This window comes from Janthinobacterium sp. AD80 (genome assembly GCF_002878455.1).
Lineage (GTDB): Bacteria > Pseudomonadota > Gammaproteobacteria > Burkholderiales > Burkholderiaceae_D > Janthinobacterium.
This window is the reverse complement of record NZ_NRDQ01000064.1, coordinates 1-22,319: the sequence shown is the minus strand read 5'-3', so window position 1 is coordinate 22,319 and position 22,319 is coordinate 1. Positions and strand designations below refer to the sequence as shown.

The 22,319-nt window shown below is 62.7% G+C and carries 20 protein-coding genes and 1 pseudogene; 8 read left to right on the top strand and 13 right to left on the bottom strand.

What is annotated here, in order from left to right:
* Positions 1-139: 139 nt before the first annotated feature.
* Both alaS and JaAD80_RS13950 read right to left on the bottom strand, forming a co-directional pair.
* Positions 140-2,752 (bottom strand): alanine--tRNA ligase, encoded by a 2,613-nt coding sequence (gene alaS / locus JaAD80_RS13955; RefSeq protein ID WP_102294851.1) that lies wholly within the window; start codon positions 2,750-2,752, stop codon positions 140-142.
* 121 nt (positions 2,753-2,873) lie between these two features.
* The gene (locus tag JaAD80_RS13950; RefSeq protein WP_102294849.1) at positions 2,874-3,326 is read right to left on the bottom strand and encodes a Fur family transcriptional regulator; all 453 of its coding nucleotides are present in this window, start codon (positions 3,324-3,326) and stop codon (positions 2,874-2,876) included.
* Between the two features lie 157 nt (positions 3,327-3,483).
* Between JaAD80_RS13950 and JaAD80_RS13945 the strand changes: the two genes are divergently transcribed.
* Complete coding sequence (locus JaAD80_RS13945) at positions 3,484-5,553, top strand: TonB-dependent receptor domain-containing protein (RefSeq protein WP_180979416.1); 2,070 nt, start codon at positions 3,484-3,486, stop codon at positions 5,551-5,553.
* Between the two features lie 382 nt (positions 5,554-5,935).
* Here JaAD80_RS13945 and ugpQ read toward each other — a convergent pair whose 3' ends face one another.
* On the bottom strand, positions 5,936-6,679 hold the full coding sequence (gene ugpQ, locus JaAD80_RS13940; RefSeq protein WP_102294847.1) for a glycerophosphodiester phosphodiesterase: 744 nt from the start codon (positions 6,677-6,679) through the stop codon (positions 5,936-5,938).
* 200 nt (positions 6,680-6,879) lie between these two features.
* Between ugpQ and JaAD80_RS13930 the strand changes: the two genes are divergently transcribed.
* Both JaAD80_RS13930 and JaAD80_RS13925 read left to right on the top strand, forming a co-directional pair.
* Complete coding sequence (locus tag JaAD80_RS13930) at positions 6,880-8,049, top strand: sensor histidine kinase (RefSeq protein WP_102294844.1); 1,170 nt, start codon at positions 6,880-6,882, stop codon at positions 8,047-8,049.
* Positions 8,042-8,935 carry a LytTR family DNA-binding domain-containing protein gene (locus JaAD80_RS13925; protein WP_102294842.1) on the top strand — a complete coding sequence of 298 codons (894 nt, stop codon included), beginning with the start codon at positions 8,042-8,044 and terminating at the stop codon, positions 8,933-8,935. Before JaAD80_RS13930 ends, JaAD80_RS13925 begins: the two co-directional genes overlap by 8 nt.
* 165 nt (positions 8,936-9,100) lie before the next feature.
* Here JaAD80_RS13925 and JaAD80_RS13920 read toward each other — a convergent pair whose 3' ends face one another.
* The gene (locus tag JaAD80_RS13920; protein ID WP_102294872.1) at positions 9,101-9,427 is read right to left on the bottom strand and encodes a hypothetical protein; all 327 of its coding nucleotides are present in this window, start codon (positions 9,425-9,427) and stop codon (positions 9,101-9,103) included.
* A gap of 177 nt (positions 9,428-9,604) precedes the next feature.
* Here JaAD80_RS13920 and JaAD80_RS13915 point away from each other — a divergent pair, with 177 nt between their 5' ends.
* A complete protein-coding gene (locus JaAD80_RS13915) occupies positions 9,605-10,249 on the top strand; it encodes a hypothetical protein (protein ID WP_102294840.1) in 645 nt (214 codons plus the stop codon).
* A gap of 5 nt (positions 10,250-10,254) precedes the next feature.
* Here JaAD80_RS13915 and JaAD80_RS13910 read toward each other — a convergent pair whose 3' ends face one another.
* Complete coding sequence (locus tag JaAD80_RS13910) at positions 10,255-11,523, bottom strand: MFS transporter (protein ID WP_180979415.1); 1,269 nt, start codon at positions 11,521-11,523, stop codon at positions 10,255-10,257.
* A 108-nt stretch (positions 11,524-11,631) separates the two neighbouring features.
* On the opposite strand from JaAD80_RS13910, the gene JaAD80_RS13905 reads away from it, so the two are divergent.
* The gene (locus tag JaAD80_RS13905) at positions 11,632-12,534 is read left to right on the top strand and encodes a LysR family transcriptional regulator (RefSeq protein WP_102294838.1); all 903 of its coding nucleotides are present in this window, start codon (positions 11,632-11,634) and stop codon (positions 12,532-12,534) included.
* Positions 12,535-12,938: 404 nt separating this feature from the next.
* Here the strand turns inward: JaAD80_RS13905 and JaAD80_RS13900 are convergent, their stop codons facing one another.
* From JaAD80_RS13900 to JaAD80_RS13885, 4 genes are all read right to left on the bottom strand, one after another.
* Positions 12,939-13,811: a hypothetical protein gene (locus tag JaAD80_RS13900; RefSeq protein WP_102294836.1), complete on the bottom strand. Its 873-nt coding sequence runs from the start codon at positions 13,809-13,811 to the stop codon at positions 12,939-12,941.
* Between the two features lie 19 nt (positions 13,812-13,830).
* A complete protein-coding gene (locus tag JaAD80_RS13895) occupies positions 13,831-14,631 on the bottom strand; it encodes a hypothetical protein (RefSeq protein WP_102294833.1) in 801 nt (266 codons plus the stop codon).
* Positions 14,621-15,133 carry a hypothetical protein gene (locus JaAD80_RS13890; RefSeq protein WP_102294831.1) on the bottom strand — a complete coding sequence of 171 codons (513 nt, stop codon included), beginning with the start codon at positions 15,131-15,133 and terminating at the stop codon, positions 14,621-14,623. The genes JaAD80_RS13895 and JaAD80_RS13890 overlap by 11 nt, the downstream gene beginning before the upstream one ends.
* Positions 15,134-15,230: 97 nt before the next feature.
* Entirely contained in the window at positions 15,231-15,524 is a 294-nt protein-coding gene (locus JaAD80_RS13885; protein ID WP_010395442.1) for a DnaJ domain-containing protein, read from the bottom strand.
* A gap of 161 nt (positions 15,525-15,685) precedes the next feature.
* On the opposite strand from JaAD80_RS13885, the gene JaAD80_RS13880 reads away from it, so the two are divergent.
* The 3 genes from JaAD80_RS13880 (at position 15,686) to JaAD80_RS13870 (ending at position 20,481) form a co-directional block, all read left to right on the top strand.
* Positions 15,686-17,452, top strand: a complete 1,767-nt coding sequence (locus tag JaAD80_RS13880) for a glutamine--tRNA ligase/YqeY domain fusion protein (protein WP_102294830.1) — start codon at positions 15,686-15,688, stop codon at positions 17,450-17,452.
* A gap of 226 nt (positions 17,453-17,678) precedes the next feature.
* Positions 17,679-19,526, top strand: a complete 1,848-nt coding sequence (locus JaAD80_RS13875) for a CHASE domain-containing protein (protein ID WP_258002991.1) — start codon at positions 17,679-17,681, stop codon at positions 19,524-19,526.
* A gap of 184 nt (positions 19,527-19,710) precedes the next feature.
* Positions 19,711-20,481, top strand: coding sequence for a hypothetical protein (locus JaAD80_RS13870; protein WP_102294826.1), 771 nt, complete (start codon positions 19,711-19,713; stop codon positions 20,479-20,481).
* Positions 20,482-20,567: 86 nt separating this feature from the next.
* Here JaAD80_RS13870 and JaAD80_RS13865 read toward each other — a convergent pair whose 3' ends face one another.
* The 4 genes and pseudogenes from JaAD80_RS13865 to JaAD80_RS13850 all read right to left on the bottom strand — a co-directional run.
* Complete coding sequence (locus JaAD80_RS13865; RefSeq protein ID WP_029496207.1) at positions 20,568-20,807, bottom strand: hypothetical protein; 240 nt, start codon at positions 20,805-20,807, stop codon at positions 20,568-20,570.
* A gap of 242 nt (positions 20,808-21,049) precedes the next feature.
* A complete protein-coding gene (locus tag JaAD80_RS13860) occupies positions 21,050-21,295 on the bottom strand; it encodes a hypothetical protein (RefSeq protein ID WP_102294824.1) in 246 nt (81 codons plus the stop codon).
* 217 nt (positions 21,296-21,512) lie between these two features.
* Positions 21,513-21,773 carry a hypothetical protein gene (locus tag JaAD80_RS13855; RefSeq protein ID WP_180979414.1) on the bottom strand — a complete coding sequence of 87 codons (261 nt, stop codon included), beginning with the start codon at positions 21,771-21,773 and terminating at the stop codon, positions 21,513-21,515.
* An 83-nt stretch (positions 21,774-21,856) separates the two neighbouring features.
* A pseudogene (locus JaAD80_RS13850) lies at positions 21,857-22,319 on the bottom strand (SDR family NAD(P)-dependent oxidoreductase); the annotation flags it as partial.

Below are 22,319 nucleotides of genomic sequence, written 5' to 3'. Positions count from 1 at the left end.
GCGCTGCACCAAAATAGTTCATCGGCTGTTGTGGTGTCACAACGAGATTCCATACGGCAAAACGGCCCGCAAACACCGTCTGCGGGCCGTTTTCAAGAGGCTGTGGGGCGAAAACCCCGCATGCCCGCTAGCTTACGCTTTATTTCGCGCGTTCGCCGACCCAGGCCGGCACGCCAGCCAGGGCGTTCGCCAGACCGCTCGGATCGGTACCGCCGGCCTGCGCCATATCGGGGCGTCCGCCGCCTTTTCCGCCCACTTGCTGTGCAACGAAGTTCACCAGCTCGCCCGCCTTGACCTTCGACGTGGCGTCGGCCGTCACGCCGGCGATCAGGCTGACCTTGCCGTCCGCCACGCTGGCCAGCACGATGGCGGCCGTTTTCAGCTTGTCCTTCAGCTTGTCCATGGTTTCGCGCAAACGGGCCACGTCGGCGCCGTCCAGCACGGCAGCGAGCACCTTGATGCCGTTGACATCGACAGCTTGCGTGACCAGCTCATCGCCCTGGCCCGACGCCAGTTTCGATTTCAGCGCGGCCAGTTCCTTCTCCAGCGCCTTCACGTGGTCCTGCACCTGGACGATGCGAGCCGTCAATTCTTCCGGCTGCGCCTTCAGGGCGTTGGCTGCTTCGACCAGGCGGCGGTTGATGCTTTGCACCAGCGCCAGCGCGCCTTCGCCCGTCACGGCTTCGACGCGGCGGATACCGGCGGCAACGCCGCTTTCGCCGATGATCTTGAACAGGCCGATGTCGCCCGTGCGCTGCACGTGGACGCCGCCGCACAGCTCTTTCGAGCTGCCGATGTCGAGCACGCGCACTTCGTCGCCGTATTTCTCGCCGAACAAGGCCATCGCGCCATGCTTGACGGCATCGTCAAACGACATCAGGTGCGCTTGCGTGGCGCGGTTTTCCAGGATCTCTTTGTTGACGATGGTTTCCACGGCGGCGATCTGCTCGGCAGTCATCGGCGCATTGTGGCTGAAGTCGAAACGGGTCTTGTCCGGATCGACCAGCGAGCCCTTTTGCGCCACGTGGCTGCCCAGCACTTCGCGCAAGGCCTTGTGCATCAAGTGCGTGGCCGAGTGGTTGCGGATGGTGCGCGCGCGCTTGGCCGTGTCGACTTGCGCCGAGACGGCGTCGCCCACCTTCAGCACGCCCGACTCCAGCACGCCGTGGTGGCCGAACACGTCAGCCTGGATTTTCAAGGTATCGCTGACGGCAAAGCTGCCGGCGCCCGAGGAAATCACGCCCTGGTCGCCCACCTGGCCGCCCGATTCCGCGTAGAACGGCGTGGTGTCGAGCACGACGATGCCGTCCTGGCCCGCTGTCAGTTCCTGCACTGGCGTGCCGGCCGCGTACAGCGCCACGACCTTGCTGCTGAACGTCAGTTGATCGTAGCCGACGAAGGTGTTTTTCTCGCCCGTGTACTCGACCTTGCTGTCCTTGTGCGTCTTGCCGCCCTTGCGCGACAGTTCCTGGCTTTCCTTCAGGGCCGCGTCGTAGCCGGCCTGGTCGAAGGTGATGTCGCGTTCGCGGCAGATGTCGGCCGTCAGGTCAGGCGGGAAGCCATAAGTTTCGTACAAGGTAAAAGCGGTGGCGCCGTCAATGCCCGTCGCATCCTTGGCCAGCTGCGCTTCCAGCACTTTCATGCCCGTTTCCAGGGTTTCGCCGAAACGCTCTTCCTCGGCTTTGAGCATGTTGGCGACGTTGTCTTTCGCTTCTTCCAGCTCAGGATAGGCGCCGCCCATCTCGATGGCCAGGTCGGCCACCAGCTTGTAGAAGAACGGTTTCGTCTGGCCCAGCTTGTGGCCATGGCGCAAGGCGCGGCGGATGATGCGGCGCAGCACATAGGCGCGGCCTTCGCTGCCCGGAATGATGCCGTCGACGATCATGAAGGCGGCGGCGCGGATGTGGTCGGCGATCACGCGCAGCGACTTGTTTTCCAGGTCGGTGGCACCCGTTTCGCGCGCGGCAGCCTTGATCAGATGCTGGAACAGGTCGATTTCATAGTTCGAATGCACGTGCTGCAGCACGGCGGCCAGGCGCTCCATGCCCATGCCCGTGTCGACGCAAGGCTTCGGCAGCTTGTGCATGACACCGGCTTCGTCGCGGTTGAACTGCATGAACACCAGGTTCCAGATTTCAATGAAGCGGTCGCCGTCTTCGTCAGGCGAGCCCGGTGGGCCGCCAGGAATGTCGGCGCCGTGGTCGTAGAAGATTTCCGTGCATGGGCCGCATGGGCCCGTATCGGCCATCTGCCAGAAATTGTCCGATGCGTAGCGCGCACCCTTGTTGTCGCCGATGCGGATGATGCGCTCGACAGGCACGCCGATTTCTTTTGCCCAGATATCGTAGGCTTCGTCATCTTCGATGTACACGGTGACCGTCAGCTTTTCCGCTGGCAAGCCATATACCTTGGTCAGCAGTTCCCACGCGTATTGAATCGCGTCGCGCTTGAAATAGTCGCCGAAGCTGAAGTTGCCCAGCATTTCAAAGAAGGTATGGTGGCGCGCCGTGTAGCCGACGTTTTCCAGGTCGTTGTGCTTGCCGCCGGCGCGCACGCAGCGCTGCACGGAGGTGGCACGTGTGTACGGGCGGCTGTCCGTGCCCGTAAACACGTCCTTGAACTGCACCATGCCGCTGTTCGTCAACAGCAAGGTCGGATCATTGCCTGGCACCAGGGAGCTGGAACGGACGATGGAATGGCCCTTGGACTCGAAAAATTTGAGGAACTTGTCGCGGATTTCAGATGATTTCATGTTTTTTTGGCAAAAAGTGGCGGCAGCTTTAAAGGGAAGATTATACGTGATCTGGGTACGGGAATTGGCGCCGGACAGGCAGCATTGTTGCAAGCCTGCCCACGCATACCGGCCTGCCCGCTCAGGCCGGGTCGTGGTGGCTGGCGCAGGCGTGTGGCGCGGGCTTGGCCTTGGCGGCGGCCCCCGTGGTGCCGGCGGCCGCATTGCAGTCGGCGCAGCGGCCGTACAGGGTCAGTTCATGGCGCTCGACAACAAAGCCTTGCGGCGCCATGCGCTTCAAGTCACCCGGGCAATCATGCACGTCGAACACGCGCTGGCAGGTGGTGCACTGGAAATGGTGGTGGTGGTGATTGGCGACGGCATTCGACTCATAGCGCGGGTTTTCACCCGGCAAGGTCACCACATGCACTTTTTCTTCCAGCACCAGCGACTTCAAGTTGCGGTAAACGGTGGCAATACCCAGCTGCGTCACCTGCAAGCTGGCCTGTTCGAGGATTTCCTGCGCCGATAATGGGCGCTGGGCCGACTCGATGGCGGCTTGAATAGCGGTTTTTTGACGTGTTGTGCGTTCCATAGCCGACAGAATACACCATCCGCCCGCCTCACCTGCCCGCAAAAACTGTCACACAGTAATGATAATGGGTTATCATTATCAACTTAGGGCAGGCTTTTACTCATCACGCGCTGCCCAAACCCTGCCAACACCGATAGCCGATAAGGAACTCTTGCCCATGTCCGTCCGTCCTCACCAACCCACTCCCCTGGCGCTGGCCATCATGCTGGCCTTTGCCGCTCCCGCCAGCGCACTGGCGCAGCAAGCGCCAACCTTGCCTGCCGTCACCGTCTCGGCCAGCGCGCTGGCCGTGGGCAGCGACGACATGAGCACGCCCGTCACCGTACTGGAAGGCGAGGAACTGGTGCGCGCGCGCGAAGCGACCCTGGGTGAAACCCTGGCCGGCCAGCCCGGCATCACGTCCAGCCATTTCGGCGCCGGCGCCAGCCGCCCCATCATCCGCGGCATGGATGGCCCGCGCGTGAAGATCCTCTCCGATGGCGCCGAAGTACAGGATGCCTCGACCATCAGCCCCGACCATGCCGTGGCGGCCGAGCCGATGCTGTCGGAACAGATTGAAGTGCTGCGCGGCCCGTCCGCGCTCGCATATGGCGGCGGCGCCGTCGGCGGCGTGGTCAATGTGATCGACAAGAAAATTCCCACGCGCATACCAGCCAAGGGCATTGAAGGCAGCGCGGAAGTGCGCGCCAACTCGGCTGCGCGCGAAAAGGCCGGCGCCTTCGAGGTGACTGGCGGTTCCGGCAACATCGCCGTCCATGCGGAAGGCGTCAAGCGCGACGCGAAAGAATACAAGGTCGGCAGCGGCTGGGAAGGCGGCTCGACAGTGGCCGGCAGCTACAACAAGACGGACACGGGCAGCGTGGGCGTGTCGTGGGTGGGTCAACGCGGCTTCCTGGGCCTGGCCTTCACCAGCCAGAACGCCGAATATGGCTTGCCTGGTCACAACCATGAATTTGAAAGCTGCCACCCGCACGGCACGCATCTGCATTGCGGCGGCCATGAAGGCCACGGCCACGAGGAAGGTGAAGAGCATGACCACGAGCATGAAGACGGTGCCGTGCCCTACGTGAAACTGAAGAGCGAGCGCTGGGATGTGCGCGGCGAATTGCGCGATCCCGTGCCCGGCTTCACCAAGCTGCGCCTGCGCGCCTCATTTACCGATTACAAGCACGACGAAATCGAAGGCACGGAAATCGCCACCACCTTCAAGAACAAGGGCCACGACGCGCGCCTGGAAATGGAACACCAGCCGGTCGCCGGCTGGCGCGGCGTCGTCGGCCTGCAGACGTCGAAGCGCGATTTCTCCGCCCTGGGCGAAGAAGCCTACGTGGCGCCGACGGTGACGAAGAAACACGCGGCCTTCCTGGTCGAGGAATACAAGCTCGACCAATGGCGTTTCGAGGCGGGCTTGCGCCACGAATGGCAAGATATCACGGTCGACAGCGCCACCTTGCAGGACCGCAGCGCCAAGGGCACGTCGATCTCGCTGGGCGCCGTCTGGAAATTCGCGCCGCAGTATTCGCTCGGCTCGACGATTTCCCGCACGCATCGCCTGCCCAGCGCCGAAGAACTGTATGCGCACGGCGTGCACATGGCCACGGCCACCTACGAACTGGGCAATGAAAACCTGGGCAAGGAAACGTCGAACAATATCGATGTGACCTTGCGCAAGTATGCGGGCGCCACGACCTTCTCGGCCAGCGCCTACCGCAACAAGGTGGACAATTACATCTTCGGTTCCACCCTGGACAGCCACGAAGGCTTCCAGCTGATCCAGTACGGCCAGCGCGACGCCACCTTTACGGGCGTGGAAGGCCAGATCCGCCAGCAACTGAACCCCATGTTCGGCGCCAGCGTGTTCGGCGACTATGTGCGGGCCAAGCTGGCCGACGGCGGCGCGGGTGACAACAATAACCTGCCGCGTATCCCGGCCCAGCGCCTGGGCGTGAAATTCGATGCCAACTGGCAAGCATGGAGCGGCGTGGCCGAGTTCTACCGCGTGGGCAAGCAAGACAAGGTTGCCGCGTTCGAAACGGAAACGCCGGGCTACAACATGCTCAACCTGTCCGCCAACTACGACACGCGCATCGGCACGACGCCAGCCCAGTTCTACATCAAGGCCAGCAACCTGACGAACGAACTGGCGTACAGCCACACCTCGTTCATCAAGAACGCGGCGCCCTTGACGGGACGCAATATCGCGGCAGGCGTGCGCGTGACGTTCTAAACTGTTTCACACCGTAGGTCGGCTTAGCGCAAAGCGCGTAAGCCGACATCAGCACGGCACCTGGCCACGCAACAACGCATGCCAACACTGTTGTCGGATTACGATCCTGCGGATCTAATCCTACCTACGCCTGCCCTGTACCGTAGGTCGGCTTAGCGCAAAGCGCGTAAGCCGACATCCCCACGGCACCTGACAAGGCAACAGCGCATGCCAACACTGTTGTCGGATTACCGTCCTACGGATCTGATCAGACCTACGCCTGCCCTGTACCGTAGGTCGGCTTAGCGCAAAGCGCGTAAGCCGACATCAGCACGGCATCTGGCCACGCAACAGCGCATGCCAACACCGTTGTCGGATTACAGTCCTTCGGACCTGATCAGACCTACGCCATGGGCGGGATCACATCGATCCTGTCCGTGCAATACCCGTCCACGCCCCAGGCCAGCAATTCGCTGGCCCGTTCCCGCGTGTTGACGGTGTAGCAGAACAGCCCGTATCCCGCCTCCTTTACCTGCCGTGCCAGTTCCGGCGTCAGCTGTTTGTGGTCGCAATGGATCGCCACCACGCCCAGTTCCTTCGCTGTTTGCATCCAGCCAGCGGGCACCGCTTCGACCAGCCAGCCACGTGCCAGTTCCGGCGCCGCCTGGCGCGCCGCCTGCAGGGCGGCGATGCTGAACGACGAGAGCAGCGGCAAGAGTTCCCCGGCGGCGATTTCCTGCGTAAAATGGCTGCGCGTGGCGCGCGCCACTGCTAGGCCCGTGGGCACCTCAAAACCGGGGGCCGGCTTGATCTCGATATTCATCCAGATGCGCTGTGCCTTGCAGTACGCCACCACGGCCTCGAAAGTGGGCACGCCCTCGCCCGCGAACTGCGGGCCGAACCAGGCGCCCGCGTCCATCCGGCCCAGCTCCTCGGCCGTGTAGTCGCTGATGAAGCCGCTGCCAGCCACCGTGCGCCCCAGTTCCGGGTCATGCACGACGACGGGCACGCCGTCACTGGCCAGCATGACGTCGAATTCGACGGCGCGGTAGCCGTAAGCGAGGCCGCAGCGCAGGGCGGCCAGGGTGTTTTCAGGCGCCAGGGTACCGCCGCCGCGGTGCGCCAGGGTGCGTGGATAGGGCCACATGGGTTTTCCTTTATTGCAAATAGTTGTCGATCAAGACAGGTTGCCATACTATCTGGTGCAGCAGCCACGGTGTCAAGGACGCGGTCAGGCGATTGGCGCCACGTGCGCCCCGTTTCGTCGCAGCGCCATTGCGCGCGGCCGCAGCTGCGCCGAAGATTGCAGCATTACCAATGCCGAGTCCCACCTGAAAGCCGTTCCGCATGCACACCAATGATACTGTTCCCCGCAAGACTGGCTTTCCCTACCGGCGCCTGCTGGCCGATGCGCGCTATGCGCTGCTGCTCAACGTGCTGTGCGCGCTCTTCATCACCTACGTGCTGAGCGGTGGACAAAGTTTCTGGCTTAACTTGCTGGCATCCATGTGCATCGGCGGCATCGCTTTTTTGCTCATCGACGGCATCCGCCTGGCGTGGTGGGGCGAGCGGCGGGCGCCATTGCTGCCCTTCATGGGCCTCGTCATCGTCAGCGCCGCCGTGGCGCAGGTGGCTGGCACCATGCTGTTCGGCTGGCTGGCAAATATCGACGTTCCCGCGCCCATCGCCATGTCGCCACGCAATGTCGGCATGACGGTGTTCACCCTGGCGGCGGCCAGTGCGGCCATCCTGTTCTTCAGCAGCAGGGAAAAGATCGCCCGCCTGCAAATGGAGGCGGCGCAGGAAAAAGCCCGTGCCGAATCCGTCGCGCGCCAGGCCATGCAAGCGCAGCTGCAGTTGCTGCAGGCGCAGATCGAACCGCACATGCTGTTCAACACCCTGGCCAATTTGCAGGGACTGATCAGCTTTGACCCGGACCGCGCCCAGCTGCTGCTCGACCAATTGATACAGTATCTGCGCGCCACCCTGACGTCCTCGCGCGCCGGCTCGACCACGCTGGGACAGGAATTCAAGCTGATGCAAGCTTACCTGGGCCTGATGGCCATCCGCATGGGCACGCGCCTGGCCTACACGCTGGACTTGCCCGACCACTTGCGCCAGGCCAGCGTGCCGCCGATGCTGCTGCAGCCGCTGGTGGAAAACGCCATCCAGCACGGCCTGGAACCGAAGATCGAAGGTGGTCATATCCACGTGCGCGCGGCCAGTGAGGGCGGCGTGCTGACCCTGACGGTGGCCGACGATGGCCTGGGCCTCGACCATCCGGGCCAGACCAAGGGCACGCAACTGGGCGTGACGAATATCCGCGAACGCCTGCACGTCATGCACGGCGACGCCGCCAGCCTGTCGCTATGCGCCAACCCGCACGCCGGCGTGACGGCGCGCCTGACCCTGCCGCTGGGCATGCCAATGGCGGATCCAGCCGGCGACCCGCGCGCCAATCCATCGCACCATCACCTGACGCCTTCCCACACGCCAACTTTGCCAGCCCATGACTGATACCCTGCCCACCGCCGCCCCCGTGCGCGCCCTGATCGCCGAAGACGAGCCGATCCTGGCCGCCGCCCTCGCCCACGCCCTGCGCCGCCTGTGGCCCGCGCTCGACATCGTGGCCACTTGCGCGAATGGCGTGGAAGCACTGCAGCAAGGCCTGGCGCTGCGTCCCGACATCCTCTTTCTCGACATCAAAATGCCGGGCAAGACGGGCCTGGAAGCGGCCGAGGAACTGGCCGAGCAGTGGCCCGATGCCCAGCCCTTCCCGCAAATCGTCTTCGTCACCGCGTATGACGAGTACGCGCTGGCCGCCTTCGAGCACGCAGCCGCCGATTACGTCTTAAAACCTGTCAACGATGCGCGCCTGGGCAAGACGGTGGAGCGTTTGCAGCAGCGGCTGCAAGCAGCACCAGCATCAGCATCAGCGCCAGCGCAGGCACTGCCACCCATCGCGGCACCCATCGCGAAGGCAGGCCAAGTGCAGTCACTGGCGGGAAGATCCGTCGCCAGTGACGACAACCTGGTGCGCTTGCTGACCCAGCTGCAAGCGATGGTACCGCCCGCGCCCCGCCTGCAAATGATACGCGCGGCCGTCGGCAACAGCGTGCGCATGATCGCGCTGGCCGACGTCGTGTACTTCGAAGCGCTGGACAAATACATCAACGTGGTCTGCCGCGACAGCGAAGCGCTGATCCGCACCAGCCTGAAGGAACTCCTGCCGCAGCTGGACCCGCAGCAGTTCTGGCAAATCCACCGGGGCACCATCGTCAACGCCAGCGCCATCGCCAGCGCCGTGCGCGACGAGGCGGGCAAGCTGACGCTGACCTTGCGCCAGCACCCGGCGCAGCTGCGCGTCAGCCCCTTATATGCGCCTTTGTTCCGGCAGATGTAACACCATCACACCACCTGACACAACCTTAGTGAGGGTAGCGAGGCCCGGCCCGCCATTGACCGGAGAAACGCCGCTGTGCTTATGCACGGGACGCCCAGTCAGCGGGCATCGCAGGCCGCCCGCCTCGACGCCCAGCAGTTTTGGTCAGTGTTCTTAATGCAGCGCTTAATGCAACTGGTGCTTCAGGTCCGATAATTCATCGTGCACCTTGAGCACGGCGCTCTTCATTTCCGGCGTCAGGCTCGATGCCGTGCCGCAGGCTTGCTTGGCACGGTCGCCCAGGGATTCCATCTGGTCGACGGCCTGGCGGATGCGCGCATCGTCCTGCATGTCGATGGCCTGCCGCACGGCGTTCTTTTGCTGGTCCAGCTGGTCGAGGCAATCCTTCAAATCCATGGGCATGCCCTGCTGCTTGCCGCACAGCTGCGCCGCCTGACCGATCGCCTGTTCGATGGCGCCAAAGCGCCGTGCCACTTCGTTTGCCTGCAACATGGTGAACTCCTGTTCGCGTGGTGTCTGCAGTTGGATCATCGGCCCGCCGCACGGTTCCCCGGCAAGCGCCATTTGACTGAAATTTCCATGTGGCACTTCTTTGTAAGCGCTTGTGACATTCTCGATAATTATCAAATACTTCAGATACATTGGCGTACCTGAACTGCCATGCCCTCCATGACCTTGTTATCCACCCTGCCACGCCGCGCCTCCGGTCTGCTGCTGATCGTCCTGCTGCACCTGGGCCTGGCCACTATTCTCCTGCAGTCGCGGCCCCGCGTTGTCACGGACGAGAATCTGCCGCAGGGGCCGGCCATCACCTGGCTGCGCTACAGCCCGCCAGCGCCGCCCAAGCAAGTCCTCACACCATTGCCCAGCACCAAACCAGCCACTGCAAAAGCGCCGCGCCAGCCAGTGCCGGCGCCCATCAGCCGCCCCTTGCCGCCATCCGCCGCCGAACAGACGCCAACGCCAGCAATGCCGGAAACGACCACGGCCGTCACGCCACCCAGCGTGGCCGACATCCTGGCGCAAGCCAGGCGCGACGTGGGCAAGATCGACAAGGCGTTGCGCAAGGAATTTCCGCAGCGCGGTGAACCGAAGTTCGAAGACACGGCCTTCAAGCGCATGCAGCAGGGCTTTGCCGAAGCCTACGCGGCCGTGCCGCCGAAATGGTACGAGGCGTCAAAGATCGAGGAAATCGGCGCCAATGAGGCCAGGGGCAGCCGCACCTATAAAATCACCAGCGCGCTGGGCACCTTGTGCGTGACCACGCGCGCCGGCAAGCAGGGGGAAACGATGCTCGGCATGTGTCCCAAATAGCCGGCTCAGCCCACCGCTTCGCGCGCCCCCAGCGGCTGCAGATGGCGCATGCGCAAGGCGATCAGCACGCCGCCACCGAGGCACAGGCCCAGCATGATGACTACGCCCGTCCAGCCGTCGAAGCCCCACATCATGCCCGAGGCGGAACCGATCAGGCTGGAACCGAGGTAATAGAACAGCAGATAGAAGGCCGAGGCCAGCGCCTGCGGCGCGCGGGCGCGGCGGCTGACCCAGCTGCTGGCGATCGAGTGCGAGGCAAAGAAGCCGAAGGTGGCCAGCGCCATGCCGATGACGATCAGCGGCAGGGAATCGAAAAGGGTCAGTAAAATGCCGGACAGCATCACCGACAGCATGATCCACAGCACGCCCCGGCGCCCCAGCCGGTCCACCAGCCGGCCCGCCCAGACGGAGCTGAAGATGCCGATCAGGTACAAAAAGGCCAGCAGGCCGACCGTGCTCTGGCGCAAGCCGAATGGCGCAGCCAGCAGGCGATAGCCGATGTAGTTATACAAGCTGACGAAACAGCCCATCAGCAAGAACGCCAGGCAGAACAGCCACGGCAAGCCGCGGTCGGAAAAATGCTGTTTGATTGCGTGCGGCAAGGCATTCCAGCCTTTTGTACTGGGCACGAAATTTTTCGACGCCGGCAGGCTGCGCCAGAATTCCATGGCGGCCAGCACGCCGGCCACGCCCAGCACGCCCAGGGCCCAGCGCCACGAGAGGAAATCGCTGAGCATGGACGCGATCAGCCGGCCCGACATGCCGCCAAACGCGCTGCCGGCAATATACAAGCCCATCGACAGCCCCAGCGACGGTCCTTCGATTTCCTCGCCCAGATAGGCCATGGCCACGGCCGGCATGCCACCCAGGGCCACGCCCAGCGCGGCGCGGATGGCCAGCAGCTGGGCATAATCCTGGGCAAACGCGGACAGGATGGTCAGCAAGGCGGCGGAAAACATGGAAGCCACCATCAGCGGCTTGCGGCCCACCCGGTCGGAGACGGCGCTCAGCAGCACCAGCGAAATGGCCAGCAAGCCGCTCGACACGGACAAGGACCAGCTGCTTTGCGCCGGCGTCAGATGAAACTGCTGCGACAGCAGCGGGAACAGCGGCTGTATGCAGTACAGCAAGCTGAAAGTGGAAAACCCGCCAAAGAACAGCGCGCGGTTGCTGCGCTTGAATTCGGCCGTGCCCTTGGCGATGGCAGAACGGGGAGCGGCAGGAGAAATCGCCGGGGCGGCGGCGGAGGCGTAAGCGAGCGTTGAATCAGACATGGCCGTGTTTCAAATAGAAGGCGAGGTTTCATCTTAGGATTGCCAACTCATATCGTCCAATATATATTCAAGGCCCAACTCATACTTTAAAACGATTACTGGACAAATATGGAACTGCGCCACCTGCGTTACTTTGTCGCCGTCGCCGAGGAGCTGCACTTTACGCGCGCGGCCGAGCGCCTGCACATCGGCCAGCCGCCGCTGAGCCAGCAGATCCAGGCGCTGGAAGCGGAATTGGGCGCGCAGTTGTTCGAACGCAACAAGCGCTCCGTGCGGCTGACGCAGGCGGGCAAGCTGTTCCTCGACGATGCGCAGCGCATCCTGGCCCTGTCGGAACAGGCCGCCGTCACGGCGCGCCGGGCGCAGCGGGGCGAAGCGGGTGAATTGCGCATCGGCTTTACGTTTTCCACGCCGTTCACGCCGTATTTCGCCACCGTCATCAACCGCTACCGCCAGCAGTTTCCACACGTCACCTTGACCCTGCACGAAATGGCGACATTGCATCAACTGGAAGCGATCAGCGGCCGGACCATGGACCTGGGTTTCGTGCGCCCGCCGGAAACCACGTATCCATCTGATATCAAGCTGACGCAACTGCGCCAGGATCCGCTGTTCCTCGTCCTGCCCGTGGCCCACGCACTGGCGGCCAAGACGGCCATTGCGATTGCCGACATGGCGGGCGAAGGATTTGTCATGTACCCGAAAGATGCCGGCACGGGGATTTATCCGCAGATCTTCCGCCTGTGCAAGGCAGCCGGCTTCGTGCCCCAGGTGGCGCAGGAAGCGGGCGAAGCGTCGACCATCATCGGCCTGGTGGCGGCCGGCTGCGGCATTTCCGTGCTGCCCGCCTCGTTCGACCGCATCCGCATGGACGGCGTATGCTACCGCCCGATCGCCGACCCGCAGGCGACCACCAGTTTATTGCTTGCACAAAGGGAGGAAGAGACGTCGCCGCTGGTAGCGGCGTTTGTAAAATTGGCCGAGGAAGCGGCCATGGAAGAGAAAGAATAGGCCGATGAGGTCGGCGTGGATCGGCGCAGGTCGGCGCAGGTCGGCGTAGGTCGGCTTAGCCCGCAGGCCGTAAGCCGACAATCGCATGCATCAACACAACGCCGGCAATGTCGGCTTACGCTGCGGCTGCGCCGCAGCTAAGCCGACCTACGAGGCCATGCCATAGCCACGCCAACCGATCGGTCGGCGGGCGCGGGATCACGAATCCGCATCCAGCGCCGAACCCGCGTAGTTTTCCAGGCGTAACTCGGATGAGCGCTTGCGCCTCATCCGACAATCGCATGCACCAAGACAACGCCGGCAATGTCGGCTTACGCTGCGGCTGCGCCGCAGCCAAGCCGACCTACAGGACGCGCGTCGGCGTAGGTCGGATTAGGCCGCAGGCCGTAATCCGACACTGGCTGTCACGAATAATCCGCATCCAGCTCCGAACCCGCATAATTTTCCAGGTCTTCGAACAGGCTCTTCATGCTGGCCCGCGTGAGGATTTTATGCACCACGGTGCAGCTGCGGCGGTAGGAATCTATGCGGTCGAGCAAGACCGGATGGTGCTGCACCGGCACCTTGGCCACGAGGGCGGCCCAGCCTTCCTCGAAGTCGGGCTTGTTCTTGCGCACGGAACGCACAAAGCGCTCGAACTCCTTCTGGCCCGTGCGCGCGATGATGCGCCCGCCGCCTTCGATGGCGAAGATGATGGCCAGGGCGATGACGCCCTCGGCATTCAAGTCGCTGTCGCTGACGGGTCCGTTGTCGTGGTGGCGGCGCAGCCAGCTGGCCAGGCGTACCACGGCTTGCACTTCCTTGCGCTGCTGCAACTGCACCGCATATTTTTCATAGCCGGCCCAGTTCTGGTTCGGGTCGGCCTGGCAAATATCGATGAACAGCTCGCGCAAGCGGCGCTGCAGGTAGACGGGGTCCTGGTCGTACTCGCCCACCAACGCGTCTTCGGGCAGCTGCGACAAGTCCTTGATCAGGCGGAAACCCACCTGGAATGCGTGCTCGGCACCGTGCTCGACGAGGAAGTCGAGCGCGGCCTGGTCGCCTTCATGCGTGACGGCCTGTTCCAGGCCCAAGGACACGCCGCCCACCGTCAGGTACAGCGCTTTCTGGATGCCGTCGGCCGTGCGTTCATTCGTGAACTTCTCGGCCACCATGGCCGTGATGCCCGTCAACTCGTCGGCCAGGTTCAGCGCCGCGTCTTCGCGCGGGTCGTTCGGCAACAGTTTGATGGCGCGCACCAGGCGCGGCAGATTCTCTACAACAATTGCTGGCAGCATTAGCGATTCCCTGCTTTCATCACGAGAAGATACCGGTGCCCAGGCTGCGGCGCGTGCTGGAGCGCGGCGCGCTGCGCGTGCTCGGCACTTGCTTGCGCAGGCGGTACAGCAATTCCTTGGTGCTCCGCTGCAACATGGTCGGCTCTTCGTCCGGGTCGTCCGAATATTCCGCGTCGGCCAGGTCGGCGCTGTGGCGGAAGTCGGGGAACAGTTCGAACAGCGAGCGATCCCAGCCGTCTTCATTCGCTTGCGCCAACTCGATGGCCAGCGGCACGACGTCGTTGTCGGACGAGGTCACGCCCGTCACGTACGGTCCCTTGATGACGATCTCGCCCGCCACTTCCAGAATTTCCTTCGGCGCCATCGAGAACAGGATGGCGAACGCCGTGGCGCCCCAGTCGGTGGCGGACGCTTCGAGCAGCAGCTCGCGGCGGCGCTCGGCGTCGTCGGTGGAAAACACCACGCCGTGGATGTGCGCGAACAGCGCCTCGGCGATGCGCTCAGGATCATCCTCGATCTGGTCGTCGCTCCAGGTGGCGGCGATGAAGGCCAGGCTGTCGGCCCAGGCCTTGGGCGGCACCAGCAGGGTGGCCAGCGACATCTTGCCGCCGTCGAAGCCGGCCAGATGCAGGGCCGTCACCTGCGGCGGAATGGCGCTCAGCACTTCCACCACGGCCAGGTCGCCGTACTGGTCGGCCGCGTCGGCAAACGCCTGCTCGGCGTGGCCCAGGGAACCGGACAGCACCAGTTCCGTGACCTGCTTCGTCAGCGCGGGAAGATTGCTCTTTTGCTCCGCATTTTGCTTGTCATTATCTGCCATGGTCATCTCCATCCTGGTCAAACATCTGGGCGAAATCGTCGGTGGCCTGGTCGTCGTCGTGATCGTCGTCGCCATCGTCATTGGCGGCCAGCTGGTCGAGCGACTGGTCGTCGTCGTCCCACAGGCGCGGATTCTTGTGCAAAAAGGCCGTGATGATGGCCTGGCGCGCCAGGTCGGGGAAGCTGTCTTCGATGGCGGCGTACATCTTGGCCGCTTCCGGATCGGCGCAGCTCGCCATGGAAAACACGCGGGCCGGGTCGCCGAACTCGTAGTCTTCGCTTTCGGCCAGCAAGCCTTTCGGGTCGCTGAAGCTGATGTGGTCGACCAGCGCGAAGGCCAGCATGTTCACGTCTTCGATGCCGCCGCCGCTGGCATACTCGCCCACCAGCGCGTCAACCATGCTTTTGTAGTTCTTGCGGTTCGGCGGATCGCCGAGGATGCCTTCGATCTGGCCTTCCAGCTCGCGCGACTGATACGCGAATTCAGGGTGTACTCTTCTCATGCTGTGCTTTCCAATGTGATGCGCGGCGCTGTTATCAAAAGCGCCGTTGTTGTTGTTTTTTAAATCATTCGGGCTGGCCGGGCGGCCGCCAGCAGGCTTAGTCTGCTGGCAGTACCGTGCCATGCAGGCGGAACACGCCGCACCACAGGGCATACGCTTCCGCTTCCGGGTCGATGATGATGCGGTGGTTCACGCTCTGGTCGTATTCGGCGCGCTTGGCCGGGTCGGCCAGGATTTCATACGCCTTGGTCACGCTCTTGAAGCGGGCCTCGGCACCGGGGGCCTGGTTGCGGTCGGGGTGGAAGCGCATGGCCAGCGAACGGTAAACCTTCTTGATTTCATCGTCGCTGGCATTGGGCGCGACACCGAGGACGTTATATAAATTTTCCATATGAGGCTCCGGAGGCGCGAATTTCTACTAATTAAAGGCGAATTATCCTATAGAACGGCATCGGCGTCCCTTGCATGCCGGGAAATGGGGCCAAATACGTGCATATAAAGCGCTTGCGGTACGGTAAAATGCCTTTTACTGTCACTCTTTCGCATTGATCAATGAGCAACGATAAACCGAATACCGCCGCGCCAGCGCTGGCGCCCAATTTCTTGCGTAACATCATCGAAGCCGACCTGGCTGCCGGCACCCACGTGCGTCCCGGCCTGCCCCAGGTGATCACGCGTTTCCCGCCGGAGCCGAACGGCTACCTGCACGTGGGCCATGCCAAGTCGATCTGCGTCAACTTCGGTCTGGCGCGCGACTACGCCGGCCAGTGCAACCTGCGCTTCGATGACACCAACCCTGCCAAGGAAGAGCAGGAATACGTCGACACCATCATGGACAGCGTCAAATGGCTGGGCTTTGACTGGGAACCGCAGCAAGCCGATGGCCAGAGCCACCTGCACTACGCGAGCGACTATTTCGACCAGCTGTACGCGATGGCCGAGTACCTGATCACGGCCGGCTTTGCCTACGTGGACAGCCAGAGCGCCGAAGACATGGCCGCCAACCGCGGCAATTTCGGCCAGGCCGGCAAGAATTCGCCGTTCCGCGACCGTCCGCGCGATGAATCGCTGGCCCTGTTCCGCGCCATGAAGGCGGGCCAGTTCAAGGATGGCGAACACATCCTGCGCGCGAAGATGAGCGAAGATGCCATGAGTTCGCCGAACATGAACTTGCGCGACCCGGCCATCTACCGCATCCGCCACGCGCATCACCACCGCACGGGCGACGCCTGGTGCATCTATCCGATGTACGACTACACGCATCCGATCTCCGACGCGCTGGAAAACATCACGCATTCGATCTGCACCCTGGAATTCCAGGATCACCGCCCGTTCTACGACTGGCTGCTGGAAACCCTGTCGGCCGGCGGCTTCTTCAAGCAGCCGGTGCCGCACCAGTTCGAGTTCTCGCGCCTGAACCTGACCTACATCGTCACCAGCAAACGCAAGCTGCGCCAGCTGGTGGAAGAAAACATCGTCGACGGCTGGGACGACCCGCGCATGCCGACCCTGGTGGGCATGCGCCGCCGCGGCTACACGCCGGAAGCGATCCAGCTGATGTGCGAACGCACGGGCGTGACGAAATCCGACGGCTGGATCGACTACAGCGTGCTGGAAGGCTGTTTGCGCGAAGACCTGGACCCGAAGGCGCCCCGTACGGTGGCCGTGCTGCGTCCGTTGAAACTGATCATCGACAATTTCCCCGAAGGCGAAAGCGTGGAATGCACGGCCCCCGTGCACCCGCACTTCCCCGAGCGCGGCCTGCGCACCTTCCCGATTTCGCGCGAGCTGTGGATCGAGGAAGACGACTTCATGGAAGTGCCGAACAAGGGCTATTTCCGTTTGTATCCGCCCATCGACGACAAACCGGGCAGCAAGGTGCGCCTGCGCTACGGCTACGTGATCGAGTGCACGGGCTTTGACAAGGATGAAAACGGCAAGGTCATCGCCGTGCACTGCACCTACTTCCCGGACAGCAAGTCGGGTACGGAAGGCAGCGCCAACTACAAGGTCAAGGGCAATATGCACTGGGTCAGCGCAGCGACGGCGATCGCCGCCGAAGTGCGCCTGTACGACCGCCTGTTTACCGACCCGCAGCCGGACGCGGGCGGCAAGGACTTCAAGCTGGCCTTGAATCCGCTGGCCAAGGACGTGGTGCAGGCGTGGCTGGAGCCGGGCGCGGAACTGGCCCAGCCGGAAGAGCGCTTCCAGTTCGAGCGTCACGGCTATTTTGCGGCCGACCGGGTCGACAGCCAGCCAGGCAAACCTGTCTTCAACCGCATCGTCACCCTGAAAGACAGCTGGCAGCCGGCCAAGTAAAGCAACAGCCAAGGCACCAGGCAACACACGAAAAAAACCGCTGCGGCGGTTTTTTTTCGTTTCAACAAGATCCTGTACGCCGAAAAATATTGCCAGTTGACTACATCGGCCATAGTTTTGTATATTATGCAGCTATTGAGCAATTTACAATTTCAATAGCAGTTGCGCAACCCAGTAACGCCACCTCCCCAGGCGGCACCGATTCCTCTTCCTGATGCGGATGGCGATGTCTCCTAATGCTGGTGAGCAACAATTAGCGCTGGAAAGAAGACCGCTGTGGCTGCTTGGCGTGGTCCTGTCGACAATGGTGGGCATGCTGTTCTACATGGCCGCCTCGCTGTCGATCGAGAACGATGCCAGTGACCTGTTCAACAATCTGGCGCGCAGCGCCCGGCAAAGCATCGAAACCCGTGTCCAGGCTTATGGCAACCTGCTGCGCGGCGCGGCCAGCCTGTTCCGTGCCAGCGAGCATGTGAGCCGCGAGCAGTTTCACCGCTACGTGGAAAACATGGACTTGCCGCAAAACTATCCGGGCGTGATGAACCTCAATTACGCGGAGGAACTGAGCGAGGCACGGCGGCCTGCCTTCGAGGCCGCCATGCGGCGCGACTATCCACCCGGCAGCGACGGCTATCCCGCCTTCGCCATCCACCCGCCCGGTGTGCGCGACAGTTATTCCGTGCTCGTCTACCTGGAACCGCTCGCCAGCGCGGAAGACAAATATGGCTATGACATCGCGGCACGCCCCCTGATCGCGGAAACCCTGGCCGCGTCGCGCGACTCGGGGCGCATCAGCAACTCCGGCACGCCCGTGCCGATGGAAGGCCGGCCGCAATTGACGGGCATGGCCATGCGCCTGCCCGTGTACCGCCTCGGCATGCCGACCGACACCGTCGAGCAACGGCGCGCCGCCTACCAGGGTTCCGTCGGCGTCGGCTACGACCTGGTGACCATGGTACGCAGCGCGCTGGCCGACATGCCGGTACGCAATGTGCGCCTGACCCTGTTCGACATCGGCCCGCAGGCGCGCGCGCCGCTGGACTTGCCGCACAGCATGCGCCCCATCTTCGACAGCACCACGGCGGGCCTGCACGCGCCATGGTGGCAGCCCGGCAATTCCGGTAAATACCTGAGCAGCACCATGCTGATCGATTACAACGGCCGCGTCTGGCAAGCCCTGTTCAGCGTGCGCAAGAGCGACCTGTACACGCGCTTCGATGCATACCTGCCGTGGCTGGCCATGCTGGTGGGCTTTTGCAGCGCCATGCTGTTATATATGCTGTTCCACACGCTGTCGTCGTCGCGCCGGCGCGCCATCCAGATGGCCACGGGCATGACGCAGGAATTGCGTGCCAGCCAGATCCGCCTGCAGCTGTCGCACCAGAAACTGCGCCGGCTGGCGGCGCACGCCGACCAGATCAAGGAAGAGGAACGCAAACGCATCGCGCGCGAGATTCACGATGACCTGGGCCAGAACCTGCTGGTGCTGCGCATCGACGCCGACATGCTGGCCTCGCGCACGCAGCGCCGCCATCCGCGCCTGAACGCCCGCGCCCGCTCCACCCTGGACCAGATCGACGCCACCATCAAGAGCGTGCGCCAGATCATCAACGACTTGCGCCCCACCGTGCTCGACCTGGGCGTGAATGCGGCCGTCGAATGGCAGGTGGCGCAGTTCCGCCTGCGCACGGGCATCGCCTGTGAAGTGACTGAAAACCATGACGATATCTGCCTGAGCGACCAGTGCGCGACGGCCCTGTTCCGCATCCTGCAAGAGTCGCTGAGCAATATTTCCCAGCATGCCAATGCCAGCCGGGTGCAGGTCAAGCTGGAAAAGTGCCGCGATACGGTGTCGATGAGCATCCGCGACAACGGCGTGGGCGCGGCCATCGACGGGCGCAACAAGCTGGGTTCGTTCGGCCTGGTGGGCATCGAGGAGCGCATCAAACTGCTGGGCGGCACCTTCTACATCGACAGCAGCCCCGGCGCCGGCATGTGCGTGCACGTCAGCGTGCCGCTGGGTGCCGACGCCACCCGCTTCCCCTACCAGGACGACCCCCGCGCCAGCGCCTGATCGGCAGCGTTTCAAGCAAGCTGAGCTTGCGTATTTTGTAATTAGATGCAATATTGATGTAAAACAACATCACGCGCCTGCCCGCCATGGGCAGGTTTTCCTTTGCCTCTAGCCAGGAGCTCACACCACCACCTTCTCTTGCCGCACCCTTCTTTCCACTATGCGCTTACTCACAAGGACACTCATGGATACGAACGACAGTTTCAAGGCTATTGCCGATTTGAATTTGGACGCGATCAAGGTCAAACTGATGCACCGGGAATCCGGCGAGGGATGGAGCCTGGAAAAGGCCAATGCGGTGGAGTTCGAGTATCGCCGCTTCCTCATCCTGATGAAGCAGTTTCCCCAGGAAGAGACGGCGCCGCTGATGGATGTCGATACCTTCTGGCACTATCACATTCTCGACACCCTGAAATACGCGGCCGATTGCGAGCAGGTATTCGGCTACTTCCTGCACCACTTCCCCTATATCGGCCTGCGCGGCGAAGATGACGAAGCGGCGCACGTGCGCGTGGGCGAGCGCATGAAAGAGCTCTACGAACAGACATTCGGGGAAGATTATATCCGCGCAGAAACGGCGTATTCGGGACGCGCCGTCCAGGCGGCGTATTCAGGACGGGCCGTGCAAACAGCGTATTCGGGTCGTGCCGTGCAAACGGCGTTTTCCAGTGCGGCGGTGCAGGCGACAGCGTATTCGGGCAGAGCCGTGCAAACGGCGTTCTCCAGTGCTGCGGTACAGGCGACCGCGTACTCGGGCCGGGCCGTACAAACCGCGTTTTCCAGTGCTGCCGTGCAGGCAACGGCCTATTCGGGCCGCGCTACCGTTGCTGCCAATACCGCATTTTCCAGCGCGCCCGGCAGCTTGGCCGCGGCGGTGGTCAAGTCGTCCTCGACTGGCCTGGAAATGGGGCGTTTCTATGTCGATCGTCCGGCGCTGGGCCCGGACACACAATAGAAAAACGGGAAACAGGTATGGCTGCCGCACGCGGCAAGCCTGATATGCAAGACGGCACCTCTCAGTTTGCCGTCTGTCAGGCGCTCTTAGGCAGCCATCAACTCGCGCAGTTCGCGGATGCTGAAATCGCTGATTTCGTGCATGCGAATCAGGATCGTGGCGCCGATCGGCAAGGTATTGTGACGAATCTTGCTGATGACGGGAGGTGCCACTTCCAGTGCGCGCGACAGGGCGGCATCATTTTTCAGCTGCAGCTTGTCGATGATCGCATCGAGGACGCGATTCGGGTTGTAGGTAGGCAAAGAGGTAATTTGTTTGAGAGACATGATTGAAAATCCGTACTTGTTGTATTAATGCTCGAAGAGACCGAATGTCGCTTTTGCAATAATTCAGGGTAAACACACTAAAAAGCGCCATCACTTATGCGGCTTCTATCCCGCAAACAATATAATACACGCTATTGTTGATTTTTGCGTAACTTAAAGCAAAATTGTGATAATTGAAGAGAATTGACGCACTTGGAATGTGCTAGAGGATAACTCAAAATGGAAAAATTTGCTGCAAGTCATCAATTTTTACGATGAGCAACACCGCTGTGCATGAGCCAAGCTATCGTCATCAAGGCACCCAGGCGGGCTATTTCCGCTGACAGGCGCCAGCTTTGCGCCGCGACACTGGTCACTGGCGGCTCGATGCGGCTCCAGCACAGTTGACGGCGGATTTCTTCGGGCGGCGGCGGTGGCAGCACTGCATGTTCGCGGCGGCGCATGTACGCGCGCACCTGTTCCTTGCTGGGATGGCTGATGGGATGCATCGGACGCTCCTGCGGACCGGACACATCGTCACGCTAACTGCCCAGCCCGCCACAAATAGGCGAAATGCGTGACGACCTTGCTCACCATATCGCCACGCCGCCACCGCGCGTTTGCGCCAGATCAAGTGCGGCGCCGCGGCGTTGCACCGCGGCGACCCACCCTGCCGGCCCTGCGGACGCGGCTTTTATTACCTTACTGCTTCGCTGCCTGACTGCCTTACTTCTTTTGCTGGCGCACGCGCTGCTGCTGCTTTTCCTGGGTCTGCTGGCGGTTCTGCTTGCGCTCGAACAGGGCCACGGCGTCCTTCTTGGCTTGCTCGACGCTCCGCATGGCTTCATGCGCATCGTGCGGCACGAAAAATTCCGCGTCCTGGGCAGCCACGACCAGCTTGATGGCCGCTTCGTCGTCCAGGTCATACAGTTCCGTCAGGACGGTCGTGACCTCGTCCAGGTATTCTTCGTAAGTCAGGGTGGTCATGCTGTATTCCTTTAATAGTGGTGCCCGGCAGGAACGGCGCGCGCCGCGCCGCGCCGTAAAAAGTGCGGAGATAACCGGCCATTTTACCCGATGCGGGCGCCGCTGGCTGCCAGCATTTGCAAGGCAGCGGCCACGCGCGGGTAGCGCAGGCGCACGCCCAGCTCGCGCTTCAGGCGCGCATTGTCCAGGCGGCGCGACTCGGACATGAACGACAGCAGCATCGGCGTGACCACTTGCTGTAGCGCGGCACGCGGCAGGCGCGGCGGGCGCGGCAAGCCGAAGGTATCGGCCACGGCGTCGAAATACTCGGCCATCCTGAGTTCGCTGTCATCGCTGGCGTGGTACACGCGCCCAGGCTTGCCACGCCACAAGGCACGCTCGATGATGCGCGCCAGGTCCTCGGCATGGATATGGTTGGTATACACATCGTCCGCGGCGGCCAACGCCGGCGTGCCTTCGCGCAAGCGTTTCAGCGGCAGGCGGTCATCCGCATAAATGCCGGGCACGCGCAGGATGGCCGCGCGGCTGGCGCGACGCGCGCCCCAG

What these genes read in the sequence shown, in the direction of transcription:
- alaS (WP_102294851.1), bottom strand. Translation starts at nt 2,752, where the DNA reads ATGAAATCATCTGAAATCCGCGACAAGTTCCTCAAATTTTTCGAGTCC.
- JaAD80_RS13950 (WP_102294849.1), bottom strand. Translation starts at nt 3,326, where the DNA reads ATGGAACGCACAACACGTCAAAAAACCGCTATTCAAGCCGCCATCGAG.
- JaAD80_RS13945 (WP_180979416.1), top strand. Translation starts at nt 3,484, where the DNA reads ATGTCCGTCCGTCCTCACCAACCCACTCCCCTGGCGCTGGCCATCATG.
- ugpQ (WP_102294847.1), bottom strand. Translation starts at nt 6,679, where the DNA reads ATGTGGCCCTATCCACGCACCCTGGCGCACCGCGGCGGCGGTACCCTG.
- JaAD80_RS13930 (WP_102294844.1), top strand. Translation starts at nt 6,880, where the DNA reads ATGCACACCAATGATACTGTTCCCCGCAAGACTGGCTTTCCCTACCGG.
- JaAD80_RS13925 (WP_102294842.1), top strand. Translation starts at nt 8,042, where the DNA reads ATGACTGATACCCTGCCCACCGCCGCCCCCGTGCGCGCCCTGATCGCC.
- JaAD80_RS13920 (WP_102294872.1), bottom strand. Translation starts at nt 9,427, where the DNA reads ATGTTGCAGGCAAACGAAGTGGCACGGCGCTTTGGCGCCATCGAACAG.
- JaAD80_RS13915 (WP_102294840.1), top strand. Translation starts at nt 9,605, where the DNA reads ATGACCTTGTTATCCACCCTGCCACGCCGCGCCTCCGGTCTGCTGCTG.
- JaAD80_RS13910 (WP_180979415.1), bottom strand. Translation starts at nt 11,523, where the DNA reads ATGTCTGATTCAACGCTCGCTTACGCCTCCGCCGCCGCCCCGGCGATT.
- JaAD80_RS13905 (WP_102294838.1), top strand. Translation starts at nt 11,632, where the DNA reads ATGGAACTGCGCCACCTGCGTTACTTTGTCGCCGTCGCCGAGGAGCTG.
- JaAD80_RS13900 (WP_102294836.1), bottom strand. Translation starts at nt 13,811, where the DNA reads ATGCTGCCAGCAATTGTTGTAGAGAATCTGCCGCGCCTGGTGCGCGCC.
- JaAD80_RS13895 (WP_102294833.1), bottom strand. Translation starts at nt 14,631, where the DNA reads ATGGCAGATAATGACAAGCAAAATGCGGAGCAAAAGAGCAATCTTCCC.
- JaAD80_RS13890 (WP_102294831.1), bottom strand. Translation starts at nt 15,133, where the DNA reads ATGAGAAGAGTACACCCTGAATTCGCGTATCAGTCGCGCGAGCTGGAA.
- JaAD80_RS13885 (WP_010395442.1), bottom strand. Translation starts at nt 15,524, where the DNA reads ATGGAAAATTTATATAACGTCCTCGGTGTCGCGCCCAATGCCAGCGAC.
- JaAD80_RS13880 (WP_102294830.1), top strand. Translation starts at nt 15,686, where the DNA reads ATGAGCAACGATAAACCGAATACCGCCGCGCCAGCGCTGGCGCCCAAT.
- JaAD80_RS13875 (WP_258002991.1), top strand. Translation starts at nt 17,679, where the DNA reads ATGTCTCCTAATGCTGGTGAGCAACAATTAGCGCTGGAAAGAAGACCG.
- JaAD80_RS13870 (WP_102294826.1), top strand. Translation starts at nt 19,711, where the DNA reads ATGGATACGAACGACAGTTTCAAGGCTATTGCCGATTTGAATTTGGAC.
- JaAD80_RS13865 (WP_029496207.1), bottom strand. Translation starts at nt 20,807, where the DNA reads ATGTCTCTCAAACAAATTACCTCTTTGCCTACCTACAACCCGAATCGC.
- JaAD80_RS13860 (WP_102294824.1), bottom strand. Translation starts at nt 21,295, where the DNA reads ATGCATCCCATCAGCCATCCCAGCAAGGAACAGGTGCGCGCGTACATG.
- JaAD80_RS13855 (WP_180979414.1), bottom strand. Translation starts at nt 21,773, where the DNA reads ATGACCACCCTGACTTACGAAGAATACCTGGACGAGGTCACGACCGTC.